The organism is Pseudomonas sp. P4_B3, assembly GCF_056402295.1.
Window position 1 is genome coordinate 93,652 of sequence record NZ_JBFUHR010000024.1, and the last position, 24,671, is coordinate 118,322.

Annotated in this window: 19 protein-coding genes and 1 pseudogene; 12 read left to right on the forward strand and 8 right to left on the reverse strand. The window is 60.4% G+C overall.

What is annotated here, in order from left to right:
• The first annotated feature begins 41 nt into the window (after nucleotides 1–41).
• The 3 genes and pseudogenes from guaA to AC1DWG_RS25200 all read left to right on the forward strand — a co-directional run.
• On the forward strand, nucleotides 42–1,619 hold the full coding sequence (guaA, locus tag AC1DWG_RS25190; RefSeq protein WP_008053207.1) for a glutamine-hydrolyzing GMP synthase: 1,578 nt from the start codon (nucleotides 42–44) through the stop codon (nucleotides 1,617–1,619).
• 178 nt (nucleotides 1,620–1,797) lie between these two features.
• Nucleotides 1,798–2,490 (forward strand): hypothetical protein, encoded by a 693-nt coding sequence (locus tag AC1DWG_RS25195; protein ID WP_477763313.1) that lies wholly within the window; start codon nucleotides 1,798–1,800, stop codon nucleotides 2,488–2,490.
• Between the two features lie 42 nt (nucleotides 2,491–2,532).
• Nucleotides 2,533–2,895, forward strand: a pseudogene (locus AC1DWG_RS25200) (Fic family protein); the annotation flags it as partial.
• A gap of 106 nt (nucleotides 2,896–3,001) precedes the next feature.
• Here the strand turns inward: AC1DWG_RS25200 and treR are convergent.
• Nucleotides 3,002–3,706, reverse strand: a complete 705-nt coding sequence (gene treR, locus AC1DWG_RS25205; protein WP_477753502.1) for a trehalose operon repressor — start codon at nucleotides 3,704–3,706, stop codon at nucleotides 3,002–3,004.
• Between the two features lie 237 nt (nucleotides 3,707–3,943).
• Here treR and treP point away from each other — a divergent pair, with 237 nt between their 5' ends.
• The 7 genes from treP (at nucleotide 3,944) to tadA (ending at nucleotide 13,466) form a co-directional block, all read left to right on the forward strand.
• Nucleotides 3,944–5,386: a PTS system trehalose-specific EIIBC component gene (treP, locus tag AC1DWG_RS25210; RefSeq protein WP_477763314.1), complete on the forward strand. Its 1,443-nt coding sequence runs from the start codon at nucleotides 3,944–3,946 to the stop codon at nucleotides 5,384–5,386.
• 82 nt (nucleotides 5,387–5,468) lie between these two features.
• Nucleotides 5,469–7,118, forward strand: a complete 1,650-nt coding sequence (treC, locus tag AC1DWG_RS25215) for an alpha,alpha-phosphotrehalase (protein WP_477763315.1) — start codon at nucleotides 5,469–5,471, stop codon at nucleotides 7,116–7,118.
• A gap of 107 nt (nucleotides 7,119–7,225) precedes the next feature.
• On the forward strand, nucleotides 7,226–8,449 hold the full coding sequence (locus tag AC1DWG_RS25220; protein ID WP_477763316.1) for a carbohydrate porin: 1,224 nt from the start codon (nucleotides 7,226–7,228) through the stop codon (nucleotides 8,447–8,449).
• A gap of 145 nt (nucleotides 8,450–8,594) precedes the next feature.
• Nucleotides 8,595–11,129 carry a phosphoenolpyruvate--protein phosphotransferase gene (ptsP, locus tag AC1DWG_RS25225; RefSeq protein ID WP_477788476.1) on the forward strand — a complete coding sequence of 845 codons (2,535 nt, stop codon included), beginning with the start codon at nucleotides 8,595–8,597 and terminating at the stop codon, nucleotides 11,127–11,129.
• 2 nt (nucleotides 11,130–11,131) lie between these two features.
• Nucleotides 11,132–11,422, forward strand: coding sequence for a PTS sugar transporter subunit IIB (locus AC1DWG_RS25230; protein WP_477763318.1), 291 nt, complete (start codon nucleotides 11,132–11,134; stop codon nucleotides 11,420–11,422).
• A 170-nt stretch (nucleotides 11,423–11,592) separates the two neighbouring features.
• On the forward strand, nucleotides 11,593–12,969 hold the full coding sequence (locus tag AC1DWG_RS25235) for a multicopper oxidase family protein (protein WP_477763319.1): 1,377 nt from the start codon (nucleotides 11,593–11,595) through the stop codon (nucleotides 12,967–12,969).
• Nucleotides 12,969–13,466, forward strand: coding sequence for a tRNA adenosine(34) deaminase TadA (tadA, locus tag AC1DWG_RS25240; protein ID WP_477788477.1), 498 nt, complete (start codon nucleotides 12,969–12,971; stop codon nucleotides 13,464–13,466). The genes AC1DWG_RS25235 and tadA overlap by 1 nt, the downstream gene beginning before the upstream one ends.
• 129 nt (nucleotides 13,467–13,595) lie before the next feature.
• Here tadA and cmoB read toward each other — a convergent pair whose 3' ends face one another.
• The 7 genes from cmoB to AC1DWG_RS25275 form a co-directional block, all read right to left on the reverse strand.
• The gene (gene cmoB, locus AC1DWG_RS25245) at nucleotides 13,596–14,552 is read right to left on the reverse strand and encodes a tRNA 5-methoxyuridine(34)/uridine 5-oxyacetic acid(34) synthase CmoB (RefSeq protein WP_477763321.1); all 957 of its coding nucleotides are present in this window, start codon (nucleotides 14,550–14,552) and stop codon (nucleotides 13,596–13,598) included.
• On the reverse strand, nucleotides 14,549–15,292 hold the full coding sequence (gene cmoA / locus AC1DWG_RS25250; RefSeq protein ID WP_477763322.1) for a carboxy-S-adenosyl-L-methionine synthase CmoA: 744 nt from the start codon (nucleotides 15,290–15,292) through the stop codon (nucleotides 14,549–14,551). Before cmoA ends, cmoB begins: the two co-directional genes overlap by 4 nt.
• Nucleotides 15,293–15,458: 166 nt before the next feature.
• Entirely contained in the window at nucleotides 15,459–16,100 is a 642-nt protein-coding gene (locus tag AC1DWG_RS25255; RefSeq protein ID WP_477788478.1) for a lysoplasmalogenase, read from the reverse strand.
• A gap of 2 nt (nucleotides 16,101–16,102) precedes the next feature.
• Nucleotides 16,103–16,495, reverse strand: coding sequence for a protease inhibitor I42 family protein (locus AC1DWG_RS25260; RefSeq protein ID WP_477753492.1), 393 nt, complete (start codon nucleotides 16,493–16,495; stop codon nucleotides 16,103–16,105).
• A gap of 218 nt (nucleotides 16,496–16,713) precedes the next feature.
• Complete coding sequence (gene lon / locus AC1DWG_RS25265; RefSeq protein ID WP_477763325.1) at nucleotides 16,714–19,131, reverse strand: endopeptidase La; 2,418 nt, start codon at nucleotides 19,129–19,131, stop codon at nucleotides 16,714–16,716.
• A gap of 315 nt (nucleotides 19,132–19,446) precedes the next feature.
• Nucleotides 19,447–21,858, reverse strand: a complete 2,412-nt coding sequence (locus AC1DWG_RS25270) for a glucose/quinate/shikimate family membrane-bound PQQ-dependent dehydrogenase (protein WP_477763326.1) — start codon at nucleotides 21,856–21,858, stop codon at nucleotides 19,447–19,449.
• Between the two features lie 205 nt (nucleotides 21,859–22,063).
• Nucleotides 22,064–23,446 (reverse strand): carbohydrate porin, encoded by a 1,383-nt coding sequence (locus AC1DWG_RS25275; RefSeq protein ID WP_477763327.1) that lies wholly within the window; start codon nucleotides 23,444–23,446, stop codon nucleotides 22,064–22,066.
• A 305-nt stretch (nucleotides 23,447–23,751) separates the two neighbouring features.
• On the opposite strand from AC1DWG_RS25275, the gene AC1DWG_RS25280 reads away from it, so the two are divergent.
• Nucleotides 23,752–23,982, forward strand: coding sequence for a VF530 family protein (locus AC1DWG_RS25280; RefSeq protein ID WP_108216564.1), 231 nt, complete (start codon nucleotides 23,752–23,754; stop codon nucleotides 23,980–23,982).
• Nucleotides 23,983–24,062: 80 nt separating this feature from the next.
• On the forward strand, nucleotides 24,063–24,644 hold the full coding sequence (locus AC1DWG_RS25285; RefSeq protein WP_477763328.1) for a Pr6Pr family membrane protein: 582 nt from the start codon (nucleotides 24,063–24,065) through the stop codon (nucleotides 24,642–24,644).
• The last annotated feature ends 27 nt before the right edge of the window (nucleotides 24,645–24,671 follow it).

The window sequence follows — 24,671 nt, forward strand, 5'->3', positions numbered from 1 at the left end:
GAATCACGACTGTTTCTGAATGACTTAGACGAGACTGAATCATGGCCCTCGATATTCACGCTCACCGCATCCTGATCCTCGACTTCGGTTCCCAGTACACCCAACTGATCGCCCGCCGCGTGCGTGAAATCGGCGTGTACTGCGAACTGCACCCGTTCGACATGGACGAAGATGCGATCCGCGAATTCGCTCCTAAAGGCGTCATCCTCGCCGGCGGCCCAGAGTCGGTTCACGAAGCCAACAGCCCGCGCTGCCCGCAAGCCGTTTTCGATCTGGGCGTGCCGGTCTTCGGTATCTGCTACGGCATGCAGACCATGGCCGAGCAACTGGGTGGCAAGGTTGAAGGTTCCGAGCTGCGTGAGTTCGGTTATGCCCGCGTAGACGTGGTCGGCAAGAGCCGCCTGCTCGATGGCATCGAAGACCACATCGACGCCGACGGCCTGTTCGGCCTCGACGTGTGGATGAGCCACGGTGACAAGGTCACCCGCATGCCGGAAGACTTCCACATCCTGGCCAGCACCCCGAGCTGCCCGATCGCCGGCATGTTCAGCGACGAGCGTCGTTACTACGGCGTGCAGTTCCACCCGGAAGTGACCCACACCAAGCAGGGCGGCCGCATCCTGTCGCGCTTCATCCTCGACATCTGCGAGTGCGAAGCACTGTGGACCCCGTCGAAGATCGCTGAAGACGCCATCGCCCAGGTTCGCGCCCAGGTCGGCACCGACAACGTCCTGCTCGGCCTGTCCGGCGGCGTGGATTCGTCCGTGGTTGCCGCGCTACTGCACAAGGCCATCGGCGACCAGCTGACCTGCGTATTCGTCGACAACGGCCTGCTGCGCCTGCACGAAGGCGAGCAAGTGATGGCCATGTTCGCCGAGAACATGGGCGTCAAGGTGATCCGCGCCAACGCCGAAGAGCAGTTCCTGGGCAACCTGGCCGGCGAAGCCGACCCGGAGAAGAAGCGCAAGATCATCGGCCGTACCTTCATCGACGTGTTCGATGCCGAATCCTGCAAGCTGGACAACATCAAGTACCTGGCCCAGGGCACCATCTACCCGGACGTGATCGAGTCGGCTGGCGCGAAAAGCGGCAAGGCCCACGTGATCAAGTCGCACCACAACGTGGGCGGCCTGCCGGAAGAAATGAACCTCAAACTGGTTGAACCGCTGCGCGAGCTGTTCAAGGACGAAGTCCGTCGTCTGGGCCTGGAACTGGGCCTGCCGTACGACATGGTCTACCGTCACCCGTTCCCGGGCCCGGGCCTGGGCGTGCGGATCCTTGGTGAAGTGAAGAAGGAATACGCCGACCTGCTGCGTCGCGCCGACCACATCTTCATCGAAGAACTGCGCAAGGCCGACTGGTACCACAAGGTCAGCCAGGCGTTCGTGGTGTTTCAGCCGGTGAAATCGGTTGGCGTGGTTGGCGATGGCCGTCGTTACGCCTGGGTCGTGGCCCTGCGTGCCGTGGAAACCATCGACTTCATGACCGCGCGTTGGGCACACCTGCCTTACGAACTGCTGGAAACTGTCAGCGGCCGCATCATCAATGAAATCGAAGGCATCTCCCGCGTTACTTACGACGTGTCGAGCAAGCCGCCGGCGACGATTGAGTGGGAGTGATCCCGCACTAGAGTCATCGTTGCGAAAAGCCCCTGAACCGGTCTCGGTCAGGGGCTTTTTTGTGTTTCACTGCTTTTGAAACGTCTGTTTCTGTTACGTATAAAGTGAGCGACATGGCCAGCAGAAGTTTTATTTCGACAGGTGGTAAAGTATTCGCTCGCTGTCGGGAGGATTGAACATGAAGCTTGAAGAACGCGTGCGGATGGCCATCCAGCGCACGTCGGGTAATGTGATCCTGCGCGCGGATGTTGCATCGCTGGGTGGTCACTCTCAAGTTTCCGTCGCTCTCGATGAGCTGCAGAAAAAGGGCGTAATTGTTCGGATGGGCATTGGTGTTTATGCTAAAGCCCTCAGAAATCCTGACACCGGACTCATTACGCCTGTCGAGGATCTTGAAACACTGGCGGTCGAAGCATTTAGACGGTTAGGCATGAGCGCTTCAGTGCAAACGACGCCTTCAGAACAGCGCCGTTCGGTCGCCCGCAAGGAAGCGAAAATATGCGTGCAGGGCAATCGCCGAATCCGTCGCAAATTGTCGTTGGGCGGAAGGTCGGTGGTTTACATCAATGAACGAGCGCTCTCCCGGAAAGCGAAAAATACAGTAAGGCGTCATCCTGAAACCGGTGACTTGATCATTCCGACTGTTGGCCTCAAACGGTACGTGCTGGATCTGGCCGAGCTCAGCAAGGTTTCCTACATCAAAACATATGCCGATGAATGGGCGGAGAATGTCTCGAGATTGGCTGGGGATGATGTTCGTACCGACTCAATTGAGCAGTTGGTCATTGCGTTGAAAAAAGAGAAAAAGGTCACTGGCACAGAAGCGGTTCATCTACTCGCCAACTATTTGAGAGAAAGAAAGAGTGTTTGACCCATTCAAGGATTTCGACGCGAAGGGATATCTCAGAAATGGATGGGTTTTTTTGCCTATGGTCATCCGTTCCTGGATGGCAATGGCCGAACAATGCTCGTGGTTCACTCGGTGTTGTGTGATCGAGCAGGGTTTTCTATCAAGTGGAGCCGGACGACAAAGTCCGCTTACCTGTCGGCGTTAAGTGGCGAGATCGAGACGCCCGACAAGGGAATCCTGGATGATTACTTGAAAGACTTTATCGAGCCGCCTCTGGATCCGGGCGAATGGGAAGCTGCCATTCAGTCAGTTAAGGGGCTTGATGGACTCGTTTCGGTGGACACTATTGAAGGAACCTTCGATGACCCGGCCATTTCGCAGAAGTATCAGGAGTTCGATAAGCGCAGGGGTTACAAGATCGATTGATTTTTAACTGCCAGTGTCAGGCAGCTAGCACATCCCATCCTATTCGTTCGTGCAAGTTAAACGCACGCGACCGCCTTCATTTCCCCTTATCAGGCTGTAGCGCATCTCAGCGCCGAGCCACATCCGAAAAGTAGAACTTGTCCAGGGTATGCCGCGATTCGGTGTACTCGAACTGCCTCCCATCCTGCAAAAACGTCTGGTTGCTGACCACGATCACATGGCTCTGGCCGTCGAGGTCCAGGTGTTGCTGGTCGTCCTTGCTGAGGGGCACCGCTTCGATGGTGCGCTGGGCGTAGGCGATTTGCAGTTGCAGGGTCTGCTCGATGAAGGCGTAGATCGATTGTTCGGCGATGTCGCGGGACAGGCCGGGAATCACGTCGCTGACGAAATGGTTGATGTCGAGGATCACCCGTTTGCCGTCGATTCGCCGCACGCGCTTGATCCGCGTGATCAGGCTGCCTTCTTCAGCCTTGATGTGTTCGAGCAGTGGGCCTTCGAGGGGAATCTGGGTGAATTCGACCACCTCGGTGCTGACGTCGTTGCCCAGTCGCGGGTAGGTTTCCTGGAAGCTGACGATACCGCCGAGCTGAAATTCGATCGGGTTGGTCGACAGCACGAAGGTGCCTTTGCCATGGACTTTCTGCGCAAAACCGCGCTCCTGCAATTGCTCGATGGCCTTGCGCACGGTGCCGCGGCTGGCTTGATAGCTGTCCATCAGTTCGGTTTCGGAGGGCAATCGGGCGCCGCGTTCCAGACGTTCGGTCGTGATGCTGGCAAGCAGATCGCTGTAGATCTGGTTGTATTTACTCATGGGGATGGCTCTATGCCGCGCTGTGCTCAAGGTTTCGAACCTTAAGGGCAGGGTAGGGGTTTGTCCATGCGGCTTTGGGTTTCTTTGACTTCGGATGTAGGAAATATCGCTGCCTGTCAGGTTCAGGATAAACAAAATCAAACTCGTCTGTACGAGTTGTTGCAATAACTCGTACAGACGAGTACTTTTCGTTTCGGCGTGCTGCCAATAACAAAAAACTACAGTGGAAGAACAAGCATGAGCCACGACTATCCGAATATCGTCACTGAGCTGCTGCACAGCCTCGGTGGCAGCGACAACCTCGAGCAGGCCGCGCATTGCGTCACACGGCTGCGCCTGGCCCTCAAGGACCCGAGCCTGGTCAACAGCGCCACGCTGAACCAGATCGATCTGGTCAAAGGCTCGTTCTTTACCGGCGGCCTGTTCCAGGTGGTCATCGGCCCCGGCGAAGTGGAAAAGGTCTACGCCGAGCTGCGCCGTCAAACCGGTCTCGCCGCCTCGACCATCGCCGACGTTAAACAAAAAAGCGCCGACAAGATCCACCCGATGCAGCGATTGGTGCGGGTATTTTCCGACGTGTTCATGCCGATCCTCCCGGCGCTGATCATTGCCGGCCTGCTGATGGGCATCAACAACCTGATCGGCGCCAAGGGCATGTTCATCGAGGGCAAGACCCTGCTCGATGCCTACCCTAAGCTTGACGGGCTCTGGAGCCTGATCAACCTGATGGCCAACACCTCGTTCGTGTTTCTCCCGGCGCTGGTGGGCTGGTCGGCGGCCAAACGCTTTGGCGGCAGCGAAATCCTCGGCATTGTGCTCGGCCTGATGCTGGTGCACCCGGATCTGCTCAATGCCTGGAACTACGGCAAAGCAGTGGCGGGGCTGGAGGGGCAAAGCCTGCCGTACTTCGACATCCTCGGTATGTTTCAGATCGAGAAAGTCGGTTATCAGGGACAAATTCTGCCGATCCTGCTGGCGGCCTACGTGATGAGCGTGATCGAAAAGTGGCTGCGGGCGCGGGTGCCTAACGCGGTGCAGTTGCTGGTGGTGCCGATCACCACCATCGTCGTCACCGGTGTGCTGGCGCTGGCGGTGATTGGCCCGGTAACCCGTCATCTGGGGATTCTCATCACCGAAGGCGTGGTCACCCTGTTCGACCTGGCGCCCATGGTCGGCGGCGCGATTTTCGGGCTGCTCTACGCACCGCTGGTGATCACCGGCATGCACCACATGTTTCTCGCGGTCGACCTGCAACTGATCTCCACTCAGGGCGGCACATTCATCTGGCCGATGATCGTCATGTCCAACCTCGCCCAGGGCAGCGCGGCACTGGCGGTGTTCTACATGACCCGCAGTGTGCGGGACAAGAGCATGGCCTCGACCTCGGCGATTTCTGCCTACTTCGGCATCACCGAACCGGCCATGTTCGGGGTCAACCTGCGCTACAAGTTTCCGTTCTATGCGGCCCTGATCGGCTCGGCGCTGGGCAGCATTTTCCTGTCGCTGAACAAGGTCCAGGCCTCGGCGATCGGCGTCGGCGGATTGCCCGGTTTCATCTCGATCATTCCGCAGTTCATTCCGATGTTCGTGATCGGGATGGTGATTGCCATGGTCGTGCCGTTTGTTCTGACCTGCGGGTTGAGCATGAAGATTGTCCGGCCCGGGTATCGGGTCGCCTGATAGATCGCATTCGCCTGTAGGAGCTGCCGAACCTTCGGCAGCTCCTACAGGGCCAGTACATATTCAAAAAGGAAATAGCGCCATGCAAGACTGGCAACGTTCGGTGATCTACCAGATCTACCCGAAGAGTTTTCACAGCCACGCCGGCAACCCCACGGGGGATTTGCTCGGCGTCGTGGCCAAGCTCGATTACCTGCACTGGCTGGGTGTCGATTGCCTGTGGATCACGCCGTTCCTGCGTTCACCCCAGCGCGACAACGGTTACGACATCAGCGATTACTACGCCATCGACCCGAGCTACGGGACCATGGCCGACTGCGAGTTGCTGATCGCCGAGGCCGGTAAGCGCGGGATCAAATTGATGCTCGACATCGTGGTCAATCACACCTCGATCGAACACACCTGGTTCCAGCTGGCCCGCAGCAGCCTCGATAACCCCTACCGCGATTTCTACATCTGGCGCGACCAGCCGAACAACTGGGAATCCAAGTTCGGCGGTTCGGCCTGGGAGTACGAGGCCCAGACCGGTCAGTACTACCTGCACTTGTTCGACCACACGCAGGCCGACCTGAACTGGGACAACCCCCAGGTGCGTGCCGAAGTCTTCAAGATGATGCGTTTCTGGCGCGACAAAGGCGTGGGCGGTTTCCGACTGGACGTGATCAACCTGATCTCCAAACCGGCGGACTTCCCCGAAGACAACAGCGACGGTCGGCGCTTCTACACCGACGGCCCGAACGTCCACGACTACTTGCAGCAAATGCACCGTGAAGTGTTCGAAGGCCATGACCTGATCAACGTCGGCGAGATGTCGTCCACCAGCCTGGAACACTGCATCCGCTATTCACGGCCAGAGTCGAAAGAGCTCTCGATGACCTTCAACTTTCATCACTTGAAGGTTGATTACCCGAACCTGCAAAAGTGGATTCGCGCCGATTTCGACTTCCTCGCACTCAAGCGCATCCTCTCCGACTGGCAAACCGGTATGCAGGCCGGCGGCGGCTGGAACGCACTGTTCTGGTGTAACCACGATCAGCCACGGGTGGTCTCGCGTTTTGGTCATGACGGTGAGCATCGGGTGGTGTCGGCGAAGATGCTCGGTACGGCGCTGCATTTCCTGCAGGGCACGCCGTTTGTGTATCAAGGTGAAGAACTGGGCATGACCAATCCGGGGTTCGATCACATCGATCAGTACCGCGATGTCGAAACCCTGAACATTCACCGGCTCAAGCGCGAGGCCGGTGCGAGCGACGCCGACAACATGGCGGCGATCATGCAGAAGTCCCGGGACAACGGTCGCACGCCCATGCACTGGAACGCCGAGCCTAACGCCGGTTTCAGCGCTGCCGAACCATGGATCGGGGTGCCGGCCAACGCGGCGCAGATCAACGTCGCCCACCAACTCGACGACCCGGATTCTGTGTTGCATTACTACCGTCAGCTGATCGCCCTGCGCCGCCGTGAAACGCTGATGTCCTACGGTGTGTATCGGCAGTTGTTGCCTCAGCACACGCAAATCTGGGCGTACGTGCGTGAAGGCCATGGCGAGCGTTTGCTGGTGCTGAACAACTTCTACGGCACGCCGTGCGAAGTCGAAATGCCGGATGAGGTGATTAGCGAAGCGATGGCGCAACGGCTGGTGATCAGCAACTACCCGGACTGTCCGCTGCGCAATCAGCAGGTGTTTTTACGGCCGTTTGAGTCGTTCGTGCTGCACCTGACTAACCACTAGCCCTTAACCAATAAAAGCACCGTTTCAAAAAACACGCAGAACGCTGCGCGGGGGAGTTTTGCGCGCCGATTTTGCTGCATCACACAATAAAAATAATGAGGTGGTTCTTGAAAACAACAATAAATCGCAGCCTTGTAGCGGCGGGCGTGTGCCTGGCATTACCACTGTCGGCCCAGGCGCTGGAGTTCTCCGGTTACTTGCGTAGCGGCGTCGGGACCTCGGTTAACAGCGGTGAGCAGCAGTGTTTCCAGTTGCAGGGAGCGCAGTCCAAATACCGCCTGGGTAACGAATGTGAGCAGTACGCTGAACTTGAACTGCGCCAGGATCTATACACCCTGGACGATGGTTCGGTGCTCAGCGTCGACGGCATGGCATCGCTGTATAACCAGTACGACAAGGACCTGACGTTCAACGGTGACAACGGCTCGGTGCGCATGCCCCAGATGTACGCGCAATGGTGGAACATGCCCAGCCTCAACGGCGGTTCGCTGTGGGCCGGTCGGCGTTACTACAAACGGAACGATATCCACATTTCCGACTTCTACTACTGGAACCAGAGCGCTACCGGCGGCGGTATCGAAGATGTGCTGATCGGCGATCTGAAGTACAGCTACGCTTTTTCGCGCAAGGACAACCTGTACCAGAAGGACTACATCAACCGTCACGATTTCAACGTCGCCGGCTTCAATACCAACCCGGGCGGCGAACTGGAATTGGGCCTGAGCTACATCGACAAACCCGACAGCCGCGACGCTCATCGTGGTTGGGCGATCACCACCCAGCATGTGCAGAAGGGCTTTCTGGGCGGCAAGAACAAACTGGCCTTTCAGTACGGTGAAGGCCCCGGCACCGGGTTGGGCTATACCGGTAACGTGAAGTTGGACGACAGCAGCAAAAGCTACCGGGTGGTGGAGTTCTTTGACTGGCAAGTGACGCCACGATTTGGCGGGCAGGTCGAAGCGGTCTATCAGAAAGACATTCGCCCGGATGGTGCTGACCAGAACTGGATTTCCCTTGGGATTCGCCCGGCGTATGCGCTCACCGAGCAGTTCAAACTGCTGACCGAACTGGGCCACGATCAGGTCGAAGCCACGGGCGGGACGCGTAAGCTGAGCAAGTTCACCTTCGCCCCGACCTGGTCGCCCAAGGGCCCGGAATTCTGGGCGCGCCCCGAGGTGCGTCTGTATTACACCTATGCCAGCTGGAACGAGGCGGCCAAACGGGCGGCCAACGAACTGGCGGCGGGTTCGGCGTTGTCCGACACCGGCACCTTCGGCACGGCGCGACACGGTTCGAACGTCGGATTGCAGGTCGAGTATTGGTGGAAATAAACGCCGCATGACCCCGGGTAGGAGCTGCCGAAGGCTGCGATCTTTTGGCGTCCTTGAGGACGCCAAGATCAAAAGATCGCAGCCTTCGGCAGCTCCTACCGGGTACCGCACGTATTTTATAAAGAACAAAACAGCAGGTGACGTCATGGCTACACCCCAACAATTGCAACTGCTGGCACCCTTGTCCGGCGTGCTGATGCCGCTGGATATGGTGCCCGATCAGGTGTTTTCCAGTCGCGTGATCGGCGACGGTCTGTGCATTGATCCGACTTCGCAAACCTTGTGCGCACCGCTGGCCGGGGTGATCAGCAATGTGCAGGTCAGTGGGCATGCCGTCAGCATCACCGACGACAATGGCGTGCAGGTGCTGATGCACATCGGCCTCGATACCGTGAACCTGGCCGGCAAGGGTTTCACCCGGTTGGTGGAGGAAGGTCAGCGGGTAGTAGTGGGGCAGGCGCTGATCGAGTTCGACGCCGATTACATCGCCTTGAACGCCCGCAGTTTGTTGACCTTGATGCTGGTGGTCAGCGGTGAGCCGTTCACCTGGCTGACACCCGAAACGGGTGTGGTGGAAAGCGGTCAGCCGCTGCTGAGTCTGAATCCATCCGCAGAGGCGGCCGATGAGCCGATGCCGGAGGAGGGCGAAGCGCTGTTCTCCAAACCGGTGACGCTCCCCAATACCAACGGTTTGCATGCTCGACCTGCGGCAGTGTTTGCCCAAGCGGCGAAAGGCTTTTCGGCGAGTATTTGCCTGCATAAACAGCAGAACAGCGCGAACGCCAAATCCTTGGTGGCGATCATGGCTTTGCAGACCGGCCATGGTGACATCCTGCAGGTCAGCGCAGAGGGCGCGGATGCCGAAATGGCGATCAAGACGCTGGCCGAGTTGCTGGCCGCCGGTTGCGGGGAGGTCGTGACGGTGATGGCAGAGGTTGAGACGGTTGCTGCTGAGGCCTCATCGCTGAAGGTGCTGCGCGGCGTCTGTGCATCGCCGGGGTCGGCGTTTGGCCAGGTGGTGCAAATTGCGGAGCAGACCCTCGAGGTGAGTGAGTCCGGCGTCAGCCCTCAGGTTGAGCGCGAACACCTGTCCCGGGCGTTGGCGGCGGCGGTTCTGGCCCTGCAGCAGTTGCGTGACAACGCCACGGGCGACGCTCAGGCAGACATCTTCAAGGCGCATCAGGAACTGCTCGAAGACCCTGGCCTGCTGGATCAGGCACTGGCACTGATCGATGCAGGCAAAAGCGCCGCTTTCGCCTGGCGTGCGGCCACCGAGTCGACGGCAGCCTTGTTCAAAAGCCTGGGCAATGCCTTGCTGGCCGAACGGGCTGCCGACCTGGCCGACGTCGGTCAACGGGTACTCAAGTTGATTCTCGGTGTAGAAGATCGTGCGATGGAGTTGCCGGACGGGGCGATTCTGATTGCCGAGCAACTGACGCCCTCCCAAACGGCTGGTCTGGACACGCGCAAGGTGCTGGGGTTCGCCACGGTCGGCGGTGGAGCTACCAGCCATGTGGCGATTCTCGCGCGGGCCTTCGGCTTGCCGGCGATCTGCGGCTTGCCGGTTCAGGTGCTGGCACTGGCCAACGGCACGCGGGTGTTGCTCGATGCCGACAAGGGCGAGTTGCAGCTGGATCCTGAACTGACCGCCATCGAGCAGTTGCAAACCCATCGTCAGCAGCAAAAGAAACGCCAGCAATACGAGCTGGCCAATGCAGGGCTGGCTGCCTGTACCCGTGATGGGCATCACGTTGAAATCACCGCCAATATCGCTTCGCTAGCCGAAGCCGAACAGGCGATGGCGCTGGGTGGCGAGGGCGTCGGTCTGTTGCGTTCGGAGTTTCTTTATCTGGATCGCAATCATGCGCCAAGCCATGACGAGCAGGCTTCCACCTACAGCGCCATCGCCCGCGCCCTGGGGCCCGCGCGCAATCTGGTGGTGCGCACCCTGGATGTCGGCGGTGACAAACCGTTGGCCTACGTGCCGATGGACCACGAAACCAATCCGTTTTTGGGTATGCGCGGGATTCGTTTGTGCCTGGAGCGTCCGCAGCTGTTGCGCGATCAGTTCAAGGCAATTCTGAGCAGCGCCGGACTGGCTCGCCTGCACATCATGCTGCCGATGGTCACGCAGCTGTCGGAGTTGCGGTTGGCCCGTCAGCTGCTTGAAGAAGAGGCGCTGACATCAGGGCTCACGGAACTGCCGAAACTGGGGATCATGATCGAAGTACCGGCGGCGGCGTTGATGGCTGACCTGTTTGCACCCGAGGTGGATTTCTTCTCCATCGGCACCAACGACCTGACCCAATACACCCTGGCCATGGACCGCGATCACCCACGGCTGGCCAGTCAGGCCGACAGTTTTCATCCCTCGGTGCTGCGCTTGATTGCCAGCACCGTGAAAGCCGCTCATGCCCATGGCAAATGGGTCGGGGTGTGCGGCGCCCTGGCTTCGGAAAAACTGGCGGTACCGCTGTTGCTGGGGCTTGGCGTGGATGAGCTGTCGGTGAGCGTACCGTTGACTCCGGCGATCAAAGCGGCGGTTCGCGAAGTGGACCTGCTGGATTGTCAGGCCATCGCCCAGCAGGTGCTGGGGCTGGAAAGTGCCGAGCAGGTACGCGAGGCATTGCGGCAGCACCACGAGGCAACGGTCAATACTTCACTGGTTCTGGAGAACTGAGCATGTTCGAGAAAATGCAGCGGGCGTTCTGGAAAGCTTTGACGCCGGACCTGGTGGTGGATGAGCCGAAAGTGGTGGCTCAGCCTGTTTGCGGTTTGGCCCCGAATGTCGTGGCCGCCCTGGGCGGTGTGGATAACCTCAAGACGCAACAGCCAGTGGCGCTGACCCGGGTTCGGGTTGAACTGCGGGATGTGGCGCGGATGGATCGGCAGGCGTTGACGGCGGCGGGGGTGCCGGGGGTGATGACGCTGGAGGATGGAGTGGTTCATTTGATCACCGGTCTTCAGGCGTAACCGTAATTCTGTGGCGAGAGGGCGAGCCCCCTCGCCACAGATGCATTGCCACCTGTGATCTGACTGTGATCATCCGCCGCGCTGCCCTTACTGTTTCTCAACCGCAGGTGTATCGTATTCGCCTTTTGCAGGCCCCTCGCCTGTGGTTGATACGTGAGGTAGTTGAGTTCATGTCCTTTACCCGTCGCCAAATCCTCGGTGGCCTGGCCGGTCTTGTTGTCGTTGGTGTCGGAGCCGGTGGCGCGTCGCGTTACTGGCTGGGCAAGATGGCCGATGCTGACGCCGGTCATGACTACGAGTTGATCGCTGCGCCGCTGGACGTTGAGCTGGTGGCCGGGCACAAGACTCAGGCCTGGGCGTTCGGCCCGTCCGCACCGGGGACCGAGTTGCGGGTGCGCCAGGGTGAATGGTTGCGGGTACGCTTCATCAACCACCTGCCAGTCGCCACCACCATCCATTGGCACGGCATTCGTCTGCCGCTGGAAATGGATGGCGTGCCGTACGTCTCGCAACTGCCGGTGCTGCCGGGTGAATACTTCGATTACAAATTCCGCGTGCCGGATGCCGGCAGCTACTGGTATCACCCGCATGTGAACAGCAGCGAAGAGCTCGGCCGTGGCCTGGTGGGGCCGTTGATCATCGAAGAGCGTGAGCCGACCGGTTTCAAGTATGAAAAGACCTTGAGCCTCAAGAGCTGGCATGTCGATGACGTCGGCAATTTCGTCGAGTTCAGCATTCCCCGTGAAGCGGCCCGTGGCGGTACGGCGGGGCGCCTGGCAACCATCAACGGTGTGCCGCAAGCGATGATCGACTTGCCGGCCGGGCAGATCACCCGTGTACGCCTGCTCAACCTCGATAACACCCTGACTTATCGCCTGAACATTCCCGGCGTCGAAGCGCAGATCTATGCACTGGACGGCAACCCGGTCGAGCCACGACCGCTCGGCAAGGAGTACTGGCTCGGTCCGGGCATGCGTATTTGCCTGGCGATCAAGGCCCCGCCGGCCGGTGAGGAGTTGTCGCTGCGCAACGGCCCGGTACGCCTGGGTACGTTCCGTTCGGTGGCCAATGCCGATGCGCCGACCGAGTGGCCGCCGGCACTGCCGGCCAACCCGATCGCCGAGCCGGACCTGGCCAATGCCGAGAAACTCAACTTCAATTTCGAATGGGTCGGCTCGGTATCGGTCAACGTTGATAACGGCAAGCCGCCGAGCCTGTGGCAGATCAACGGCAAGGCCTGGGACATCAGCGACAAGACTTGCGCCGACCGCCCGATTGCCAAACTTGAGAAGGGCAAGAGCTACATTTTCGAATTGAAGAACATGACTCAGTACCAACACCCGATTCACCTGCACGGCATGAGCTTCAAGGTCATCGCCTCGAACCGGCACAAGGTCATTCCGTACTTCACCGACACCTATCTGCTGGGCAAGAACGAGCGCGCACAAGTGGCGCTGGTGGCGGATAACCCTGGCGTTTGGATGTTTCACTGCCATGTGATCGACCACATGGAAACCGGCCTGATGGCCGCCATCGAGGTGGCGTGATGCGTCAGATTCGACCCGCCGCCATCATCGACCGCAGCCGTGATCGCGATTTCATGCGTGAAGCCCTGGCACTGGCGGCCCAAGGCGCGGCCCTTGGCGAAGTGCCGGTGGGCGCGGTGCTGGTGCAGAACGGGGAAATCATCGGGCGCGGTTTCAATTGCCCGATCAGTGCCAGCGACCCGAGCGCTCACGCCGAGATGGTCGCCATCCGCGCCGCCGCCCAGGCCGTGAGCAACTACCGCCTGCCGGGCAGTACGCTGTATGTGACGCTGGAGCCGTGCAGCATGTGCGCAGGCCTGATCGTGCATTCGCGGATTGCGCGGGTGGTGTACGGCGCGCTGGAGCCGAAAGCCGGGATCGTGCAGAGCCAGGGGCAGTTCTTTACCCAGGGCTTTTTGAATCACCGGGTGTTGTATGAAGGCGGGGTGTTGGCGGAGGAATGTGGGGCGGTGCTCAGCGAGTTCTTCAAGGCCCGCCGCGCCAAACCTTCTGAATAAGACAGTGAGCCCTGTAGGAGCTGGCTTGCCAGCGATAGCGGTGAATCGGTCGACATCAATGTTTGATTTGCCGACGCCTTCGCTGGCAAGCCAGCTCCTACAGGGTAATTCGGTGTTCGGGGGATTGGGTTACTTCTTCGCCACAATCACTGCCCGCATCGGCGCCGGCAAACCTTCAACGGTCTTGCTGTGATCCTCGGGATCGAGGAAGTCACTGAGCGACTGATACTTCATCCACTCCGTCCCGCGCTGTTCCTCGACCGTGGTGGTGCTCACATCCACGCACTTCACGTCCGTGAACCCTGCACGACGCAGCCACAACTCTAGCGCCGGCACCGACGGCAGGAACCACACGTTGCGCATCTGCGCGTAGCGGTCTTCCGGCACCAGCACCTGATGCTTGTCGCCTTCGACCACCAGCGTTTCCAGCACCAGTTCACCACCTTTGACCAGGCAATCCTTCAGCGCCAGCAAATGTTCGATCGGCGAGCGGCGGTGGTAGAACACGCCCATGGAAAACACTGTGTCGAAACCTTCGAGGTTTGGCGGCAGGTCTTCGAACGGGAAGGGCAGGTGCCAGGCATTCGGCTCGGACAGGTAACGCTGCACCGCCTGGAACTGACAGAAGAACAGCCAGTTCGGATCGACACCGATCACACTGTCGGCACCGGCGCCGAGCATGCGCCACATGTAGTAGCCGTTGCCGCAGCCGACATCGAGGATGCGCTTGCCCGCAAGGTCCAGGTGCGGGGCGACCCGCGACCATTTCCAGTCCGAGCGCCATTCGGTGTCGACGTGCACGCCGAACAGGTCGAACGGCCCCTTGCGCCATGGCGACAGGCCCATCAACGCAGTGCGCATTTGCGCGCGGGTTTCATCGTCGCAATCGGTGTCCAGCTTCAGGCCATTGAGCAAATCGACTTCACTCGGCTGGATCTTCGGCAGGGCGTCCAGTGCGCTTTGCCAGCGCTCCAGATCGCCATGACCTTTTTCCATTTTCTTGTCGAGTTGTGCCTGCAGGGTGATGGCCCAGTCGGCCAGCGGGGTGCCGGCCAGACGGCGGGCGAGGGGGGACAGATCAATCATGGCAAGGCAATCAACGAGGCAAAGTTAAGACACTGGAACCACGGCACGACTTTCGAGAACCCGGCGGCCAGCAGGCGCTCGCGGTGTTCTTCGAGGCTGTCGGGCTTCATGACGTTTTCGATGGCGCTACGCTTCTGGGCGATTTCCAGCTCGCTGTAGCCGTTGGCGCGTTTGAAGGCGATGTGCAGATCGGTGAGCAGTGCGTGTTCCTGCTCGTCTTCGAAGCGCAGTTTTTCCGAGAGGATCAGGGCACCACCGGGCAACAGCGACTGACGGATGCGCGACAGCAACGCCGTGCGCTGGTCCGGGGCGATGAATTGCAGGGTGAAGTTCAGCGCCACCACCGAGGCCGGCTGGAACTCCAGCGCGAGAATGTCGCCTTCGATCACCTCGACCGGCAGCAACTCCTGGAACATCGAATCCTGCCCGTTGAGGTACTCGCGGCAGCGTTCGACCATCGCCGCGGAGTTATCCACAGCGATCACCCGGCAACCATCGGTGCGCACGTGCCGGCGCAGGGCCTGGGTCACGGCACCCAGCGACGAGCCCAGGTCGTAAAGCACGCTGTCCCGCTGGGCGAACTGCGCGGCAAGCACGCCGAGGTTTTCGACGATGGTCGGATAGCCCGGCACCGAGCGCTTGATCATGTCCGGGAACACCCGCACCACGTCCTCGTTAAAGGCGAAGTCAGGCACCTGGGCCAAAGGCTGGGCGAAAAGGCGATCGGGTTCTTTGCTCACGGCGGTTCCAGCGGTGCAGGTGGAAAAGGCCGGCATTTTAGCCAAGTTGGCGCGGGGATGCGCGGGTTGTCTGATAAAGCGCCAAATCAAAAGATCGCAGCCTGCGGCAGCTCCTACCCTGCAAACGCGATCCCTGTAGGAGCTGCCGCAGGTTGCGATCTTTTTCTCATGCTGGTTGCGTTTTGTTGCTGAAAGCCGAGGCAGTGATACCCCATTGCCCCAGCCAATAGCTGAGGATGATCACATAAGGCGCGGCATCGAACGGCACCACAAACCGGCTGATGCCAATCACGCTGTCGGAGAACACGAACGCCACTGCGCCCGCTGCTGCCCACAGCGCCGAACGCTTGGGCACCTCGGTGCCGAGCCGGGCCAGTGCGCGCCAGAGCATGGCGCTGATGGCCAGACCGTAGACGATCACCGGAACCAGCAATGGCCCCAGTCCATGATTGATCAGGATCCCCAGCAGTACGGCACCAACACCGAGGGCGACAATCAGCGACAACAGCGCCAGACGCCGGCAGTCGCTCAAGTATGCTTTCAGATAGGCCAGATGAGCGACCAGAAACGCGCCCAGCCCAAATACAAACAAGTCCCCCGGCCACGCCAGCAACACGTCGCCGACCAGGGAGAAAATCAACCCCAGGCTGATCCAGCGCCGATATTCACCGGGCGGAGCGTCATGCAACCAGCCGAGCAAGGCCAGCACGGGCAGCGGTTTGACCAGCAGGCACAGCAGAGACGCATGCACGCTCAGGCCGTAAAGAAAGGTCACCGCGCCCATCAGCGCCAGAATCAGCCAGCCCACGGTCAGTTAACCGAGATCGCGCAGTCGAACGAGTCCACCGGCAGCACTTCCGGCGCCCACGGCTGTTGCGAGGTCAGGCGCAAACGCCCGGTGCCGGTCGCAAAAGCCTGAAAGCGCCAGGTCGAGACCCCGGCTGCGCCGACGATGCCGGCATCTTCCGGGTTTCGATAAACCTCTGGCCCCAGGGCGTGCAACACGCCGCCGGCCGAATCCTGGATCGCCCAGCGATAGCCCGTGGTCGGATTGCTCGGCAAGGTCAGGATCAGGTTTTGCCCGTTGGTGAGTTTCACCGGACATTCGCTTTGGTTTTCCACTGTCACGTTGTGCGCAGGTTGCGTGGCACATCCGGCCAGCAGGGCGAGGGCGAAGGGGGCAAGCAGGCGAATGGAGGACATAGGCTCAGGGGCTCCGGCGTTCACGACGAACGGCGAGCATAACTTAAGATGAGACAAAGTGTGATGGCCAGCCAAGGGCTGCAGTGCCAGGACTGACGCTTTCGCTGGCAAGCCAGCTCCTACAGGGTTTTGCAGTGAACACACATTGTGTGAACAGCGCCAACCACTGTAGGAGCTGGCTTGCCAGCGAAAGCGGTGGTACTGGCGCTACATGACTGTCAGAACAACACCTTCGCCACATCCGCAAACCGCTTGGCGAAATGCACGGTAATACCGTCCTTCAAATACTCCGGCAGCTCTTCGAAGCTCCCTCGGTTGGCCTCAGGCAAGATAAGCTCGAATATCTTCTGCCGCCGCGCCGCAATCACCTTTTCCCGCACCCCGCCAATCGGCAGGACATGCCCGGTCAACGTCAACTCACCGGTCATGGCCACGCCTTTTTTCGGTGGCTGGTTGCGCGCCAGCGACAGCAGGGCACTGGCCATGGTCACGCCGGCGCTCGGGCCGTCCTTCGGCGTTGCGCCTTCTGGCACGTGCAGGTGGACGAAGGCTTCGTCGAAGAACTTCGGATCGCCGCCATACGACTTCAGGTGCGAGCTGACGTAGCTGTAGGCGATTTCCGCCGATTCTTTCATCACGTCACCCAGTTGCCCGGTGAGCTTGAACCCACGGTTGAGGGTGTGGATGCGTGTGGCTTCGATTGGCAGGGTCGCACCGCCCATGCTGGTCCAGGCCAACCCGGTGATCACGCCGACACCCGACAGCACCTGCTCGTTGCGGAACACCGGTTTGCCGAGCGAGGCCTCCAGGTCTTTCGGCCCGAGCTTGATCACCGCTTTCGGCTCGTCGAGCAGTTTCATCACCGCTTTGCGCACCAGTTTGCCGAGGTTTTTTTCCAGCTGACGCACGCCCGCTTCACGGGCATAACCGTCGACCAGTGCCTTGAGCGCGCTGTCGCTGATGCTCAGGCTGCCCTTGGACACGCCGGCTTTTTCAAGCTGCTTGGGCCACAGGTGACGCTTGGCGATGGCGACTTTTTCTTCGGTGATGTATCCCGACAGGCGAATCACTTCCATTCGGTCCAGCAACGGGCCGGGGATCGAATCGAGGGTGTTGGCGGTGCACACGAACAACACTTTCGACAGGTCCAGACGCAGGTCGAGATAGTGGTCGAGGAATTCGACGTTCTGCTCAGGATCCAGGGTTTCCAGCAGCGCCGAGGCCGGGTCGCCCTGGTAGCTCTGACCCATCTTGTCGATCTCGTCGAGCATGATCACCGGGTTCATCACTTCGACGTCCTTCAACGCCTGCACCAGCTTGCCCGGCTGTGCGCCGATGTAGGTGCGACGATGGCCCTTGATCTCGGCTTCGTCACGCATGCCGCCAAGGCTGAAGCGATAGAACGGCCGGCCCAGGGACTCGGCGATGGATTTGCCGACGCTGGTCTTGCCCACGCCCGGCGGACCGACCAGCAATACGATGGAGCCGCTGATCTCGCCTTTATAGGCACCGACCGCGAGAAACTCGAGGATGCGGTCCTTGATGTCGTCGAGACCGGCGTGATGTTTGTCCAGCACCTTGCGCGCGTGCTTGAGGTCGAGTTTGTCATCGCCGTAGACGCCCCACGGCACCGAGGTCGCCCAGTCGAGGTAATTGCGGGTGACCGCATACTCCGGTGAGCCGGTTTCGAGCACCGACAGCTTGTTCATTTCCTCTTCGATGCGTTTCTGCGCTTGTGGTGACAGGACTTTGCCGGTCAGCCGCTGTTCGAACTGTTCGAGATCGGCACTGCGGTCATCCTTGGTCAGTCCCAGCTCCTGCTGGATGACCTTGAGTTGCTCCTTGAGGAAGAACTCACGCTGATGTTCACCGATCTTGCGATTAACTTCGGCAGAAATCTCTTTTTGCAAGCGCGCGACTTCGACTTCCTTGCGCAGCATCGGCAGGACTTTTTCCATGCGCTTGAGCATGGGCACGCAGTCGAGGACTTCCTGCAGCTCACTGCCCGTCGCCGATGTGAGCGCGGCGGCGAAGTCGGTCAGCGGCGACGGGTCGTTGGGGCTGAAGCGGTTGAGGTAGTTCTTCAGCTCTTCGCTGTACAGCGGGTTGAGCGGCAGCAGTTCCTTGATCGCATTGATCAGCGCCATGCCGTAGGCCTTGACCTCGTCGGTCGGCTCGGTGGGCTGGTGCGGGTATTCGACTTCCACCAGGTACGGCGGGCGGTGATGCTTGAGCCAGGTCTTGAGGCGTACGCGGGTCAGGCCCTGGGCGACGAACTGCAGTTTGCCGTTTTCGCGGCTGGCGTGGTGCACCTTGACCAGCGTGCCGTAGAGCGGCAGGGCCGAGGTATCGAAGTGGCGCGGGTCATCCTGGGGCGTGTCCATGTAGAACAGAGCCAGGGAGTGGTGTTCGGACTTGGCCACCAGGTCGAGCGTCTCGGCCCACGGCTCTTCGTTGACGATGACCGGCAGGACCTGGGCCGGGAAGAACGGTCGGTTGTGGATCGGGATGACGTAGACCTTGTCCGGCAGGTTCTGGCCGGGCAAGGCCAGGCCTTTGCCGGGTTTGTGTTGTGGAGCGCTTTGCGGATCGGCGTATTCACTCGGGTCTTCGGGGAATTCTTGCTGGTCGCTCATGGGGGCACCTGCGCAATGGGTATGGGTCTTAGATGGGGCAGGTTGGCGGTGGTTTCAACGGTCATTTTCTGCGAAGCGGTGTTTCGCAGGCGTGTTCAGGAGAGAGACAGGTTAGCTGGGATTCGGCACGACACGGCCCCTGTAGGAGCGAGCTTGCTCGCGAAAGCGGTGGGCCAGACTGCATTTACATCGTCTGACTCACCGCTTTCGCGGGCAAGCCCGCTCCTACAGTGGTCCGGGGGGATTTGAAATCTGCGGCCACAAAAAAGGCGACGTCCTCACGGGCGTCGCCTTTTGTTTTACTGCCGCTAAAACTTACTCGGACAGTTTGTACGCGATCACATAGTCACCCATTTTGGTGCCCAGTGAGCCGTGGCCACCGACGACCAGCAGTACGTACTGCTTGCCGTCCTTGCCGGTGTAGGTCATCGGCGTAGCCTGACCGCCAGCCGGCAGGCGCGATTTCCAAAGCTCGCTGCCGGTGTTGACGTCATAGGCGCGCAGGTATTGATCCAGCGTGCCGCTGAGGAAGCCGACGCCGCCGGCGGTGACCATCGAGCCGCCCATGCTTGGCACGCCGAGTGGCAGGCCGATAGGCAATGGCGAGCTGTCGCGGCTCGTGCCGTTCTTGCGTTTCCACACGACTTTGCTGGTGGTCAGGTCGATGCCGGCCACGTAGCCCCAGGCCGGAGCCTGGCACGGTACGCCGAACGGCGACATGAACGGGTGCATGATCACCGCGTACGGTGCGCCCGTGTTCGGTTGCACGCCCGCTGTTTCGCTCTCGCGCTTGCTGCCGGCCGCGACTTCGGCGCGAGGCACCATTTTCGAGACGAAGGCCATGTAGTTCGGGCTGGTGAACAGCATCTGGCGAACCGGGTCGACCGAAACTCCGCCCCAGTTGAAGACGCCGACGTTACCCGGATAGATCAGGCTGCCCTGTTCCGACGGCGGGGTGTACTGACCTTCGTAACGCAGCTCCTTGAACTGGATGCGGCACAGCATTTGGTCAAACGGGCTGGCGCCCCACATGGCTTTTTCGGTCAGGTCCGGGGCCAGCAGGTTCAGGTCCGAGCGGGCCTGGGTCGGTGCGGTGTGGTCGCCTTTCACGGCGCCTTGCGGAACCGGTATTTCCTTGATCGGGATGATCGGCGTGCCGTCGCGACGGTCGAGGACGTACAGGCTGCCTTGCTTGGTCGGCTGGATTACAGCCGGCTTGATGCCGTCGGCGGTTTTCATGTCCAGCAGGGTTGGCTGGCTGCCGACGTCCATGTCCCATAGGTCGTGGTGAGTGAACTGGTAGTTCCAGCGCACCTTGCCGGTGGCCAGGTCCAGCGCGACCAGGCCGGCACTGAACTTCTCGGCGCCCGGGGTGCGGTCTGCGCCCCACTGGTCAGGGGTCTGGTTGCCCAGTGGCAGGTAGACCATGCCGAGTTTTTCGTCGACGCTGGCCAGCGACCACATGTTGGCCGAGTTGCGGCTGTAGTGTTCGCCCTCTGGCAGCGGTTCGGTCGCGTCGGGATTGTTGCTGTCCCAGTTCCACACCAGATGACCGTCGTGTACGTCAAAGGCACGGATCACGCCGGATGGCTCGTTGGTCGACTCGTTGTCGGTGACGTGGCCGCCCATGATCACCAGGTCACGGGTGATCGCTGCTGGCGAGGTGGAGTAGTAGCCACCAGGGGTGAACGGTCCGATGCCTTGAGTCAGGTCAACCACACCGTTTTTACCGAAACCTTCGCAGACCTTGCCGGTGTCGGCGTTGAGTGCGATCAGGCGTGCATCGGCGGTTGGCAGGTACAGACGACGCGGGCAGGCCTGGGCGACGGCTTTGCCGGCCTCGGAAATCACTGCGGAGGCAGCGTTTTCAGACTTGGCATAGGCCGCTTCGTCGTAGTACGACACGCCACGGCAGGTCATGTGGGCGAAGCCCTTGAAGCCCACCGGGCTCTTGATCTGCGGGTCGAAACGCCACAGTTCCTTGCCTGTGTCCGGGTCCAGCGCCAGCACCCTGCTATGGGCGGTGCAGGCATAGAGCATGCCGTTGGCCTTGAGCGGGGTGTTTTCGTTGGTCAGTTCCACCGGGTCATCGGCGGTTGGCAGATCGCCGGTCTGGATACGCCAGGCTTCTTGCAGCTTGCCGACGTTGGCCGGGGTGATCTGCTTGAGCGGCGAGTAGCGGTCACCGAATTCGCTACGGCCATAGGCCTGCCAGTCGCCTTCGGACATCTGCGGCGCAGTGCTGGTCATGTCAGCCGAGTCACGACCCAACTCGCCCAAGGTCTCGCCCGGATGGGTGAACTGGCTGGCCACGGCGGTGGCACCGGCCAGGACCACGGCGACGCTCAAGGCGCCAGTGCCCATGGGGGCAGGGCCGTTGATCAGCAATGGACGTCGGAACCACGGCAGCAGCATCACCACACCGAGGGCGAACCACAGTGCCAGGCGCGGCACCAGTTGCCACCAGTCCAGGCCAACTTCCCACAAGGCCCACAGGGTACTGGCGAACAGCACCAGTGCGTACAGGCCCAGCGCCGCGCGGCGGGCGGCGATCAGCAGGACGCCGCTCAGCGCGATGCCGATACCGGCCAGCAGGTAATACAGCGAGCCGCCGAGCATACTCAGCTTGATCCCCCCGGCCAGCATGGCCAGGCCCATTAGCAGAAGCAGTATGCCGAGCAGGGTCGGCCATAGACGGCTTCGACCCAAGGCACTATCTGTGCTCATAGTGTGATTCTCCGTGACGTTTCAAGTAGTCCCGCGCCAGTTCACTGTAGATGATGATCCGGCGCGGGCATGGTTCAGATAAAAGCGTGCAGCCTGTGTAGGAGCTGGCTTGCCAGCGAAGGCGGTGTGTCAGTCGGTACAGGTGTCGCCTGACACGCCGCTTTCGCTGGCAAGCCAGCTCCTACACAGATTTTTGTGGTGTTTTTTAGAACGACGACTGGACCTTGATCCCGCCAATCAGCGCATCATCGACCTCGTTCACGCCACCGGGATGGCGGATGTACTGCAGGTTCGGGCGCACGGTCAGCCAGTTGGTCACGTGCACGCCGTAATAGAGTTCGGCGCTGTATTCGGTGTCCTGGGGCGGCAGGAAGGACGGATTGTCGAAATCGAAGACCGCGTTGGCCTGGTTGGTCGCCTCGGCATTCTTGCGAAAGGCCGGGTTGACGTGGACGCGGGCCATGGCGAAACCGATGTCGTCCCTGGCGCGCGCGTCGAACGGGCCTTTGTAGACAAGGCCGGCCTGGACGTAGTTGTCGATGGCGTTGGTCTTCTTGTCGTGCATGGTGCCGTTGGCGAACAGGCTCAGGCCACGGGAGTGGTCGCTGGCGAGGCTGGTGACTTGCTGCTGAAGGCCCAGCCACACGCCGTGCTTGCTCGACGCGCTACGGTAGGCTTCGCCACTCAGGGCGGCAGGCTGGCCATTGCTGTCCTTGTAGACATCGGTGGCGCTGGCGCTGCTGTAGTAGTAACCGGTGCGGTATTCACCCGGCAGGCCATTGAGCTTCGGCGTCCACACCAGTTCCACCGGCAGGACCGCACCCTGGGTGCCGCTGCCGCTGAGCTTGAAGCCATTGCCGCGATCCAGGTTCGACGAGTTCTGCTCAAACGCGCCGATCTGCGCGTACAACTGCGGCGTCAGGTGATATTTGACCCGCATCGCCCACTGGCTGACCGGCCAGTTGTACCAGATGTCGCCCGCCCAGTTGCCGACTTGGGAGCCGCAGAACGCCAGGTTCTGGAAGTCGCAGGGGAAGCTGTTGAAATCTTCGCCTTCGCCGAAGCGGCCGACCTTGATGTCGAGATTTTCATCGAAGAACTTCTGCTGGTACCACATCTGCGTCAGGCGCCAGGTCTGGCCGCGGCCCCAGACTTCCTGGGCCGAAGTGAAGCCTCCGACACGCGGGTCGTTGATGCGGTCGTTGCTGATGTTGTTGCCGCTGCGTTCGGTGATGGTCAACTGGAACTCGGCGTCGTCCCAGCCGAGGATTTTTTGCAAGTCCAGATGGGTGCCCAGGCCGAACTGGTCGCTGTAGCGCGCGGTGCGGTCGTGGTCGTAGCCGCCGTGCAGATTGCTGCCCATTTCACCGGTGTAATCGACTTTGAAGTCGTAGCCTTTTTCCGCGAGTTCTGTGCGAGTGCCGTTCCAGTCTCCGAGCATCCACGGTGAATCGCTGTCGAAGGCAGGCGCCGCCTGAACGCAGGAGGCAAGGCCCAGCGCGGTGAGGCCACTGATCAGGGGCAGGATGTTTCGCTGGGCAGCAGTTGCAAAGACAGCGCTGTCTCGCAAAGATTTAAAGTCAGGCATAGAGACGGAGTTCTTGATCTTTTTCTGGGGGATAAACGGAAAGCAGCAGGCGTGAAGCGAAAGCAGAAGCGTTTCAGCAGGCAGCGGGCGCAAGGATAATGTCCCGTTACAAATAGAGAAAGGGCTTTTACTGACATGCATCCTTTCGGATTTGGTAACAGTGACAAAAGATCGCAGCCTGCGGCAGCTCCTACAGGATACGGATTCCAATGCAGGAGCTGCCGCAGGCTGCGATCTTTTCCGTTTCACCTACATTTAACGTAAGGTGCGCGGCTTCCAATTCCCACTCTGCTCGAAGGCCCGGCATGACCGAACACAACCCTGACCCGCTGCACGGCGTAACGCTGGAACAGATCCTCAACGCGCTGGTTGAACATTACGAGTGGTCGGGGCTGGCCGAACGCATCGATATCCGCTGCTTCAAGAGCGATCCGAGCATCAAGTCGAGCCTGACGTTCCTGCGTAAAACCCCGTGGGCGCGGGAGAAGGTCGAACGCCTGTATGTGAAGTTGATGCGCACCAAACGACCGCTGTGAACAGGGCCAATCCGTCCGGGTTTCGCCGTCGTTTTGTGGCTGTGGCTGCCACGCTCGGCTGGGCGGGATTGAGCATCCAGATGTACCTGATTCTCCATTCACGCTGGACGTTGGGCGCCAGCCTGATCGGTGGGCTGATGAGTTTTTTCAGCTATTTCACCGTGCTGAGCAACACCCTGGTGGCGACCGTGCTGACCTGTGAATGGACAACCCGTGAGTCAGCCGCGCGCCGCTGGTTCCTGCAACCTTGGGTCAGCAGTGCGATTGCCGTGAGCATCGCCGTGGTGAGCCTGGCCTACAACCTTCTGCTGCGCCACTTGTGGCATCCCGAGGGCTGGCAATGGCTGGCCGATGAGCTGTTGCATGACATCATGCCGTTGCTGTTTCTAGGGTATTGGTGGCGTTGTGTGCCCAAGGGCACATTGCGCGTGTGGCACATCGCGCTGTGGGTGATTTATCCGCTGGTTTATTTTGGCTATGCGCTGCTGCGCGGGCATTTGCTGGCGGTTTATCCGTACCCGTTCATTGATGTCGAGAAGCTGGGTTATCCACAGGTGTTCATCAATGCCGGCGGGTTGTTGGCGGGGTTTGTGGTGATCGCGTTGTTGGTGATCGGGCTGGATCGGTGGCTTGGGTCTCGTGCCAAGAGTCAGCGTTTGTAGTGTCTGACACTCCCCCATCGCGAGCAG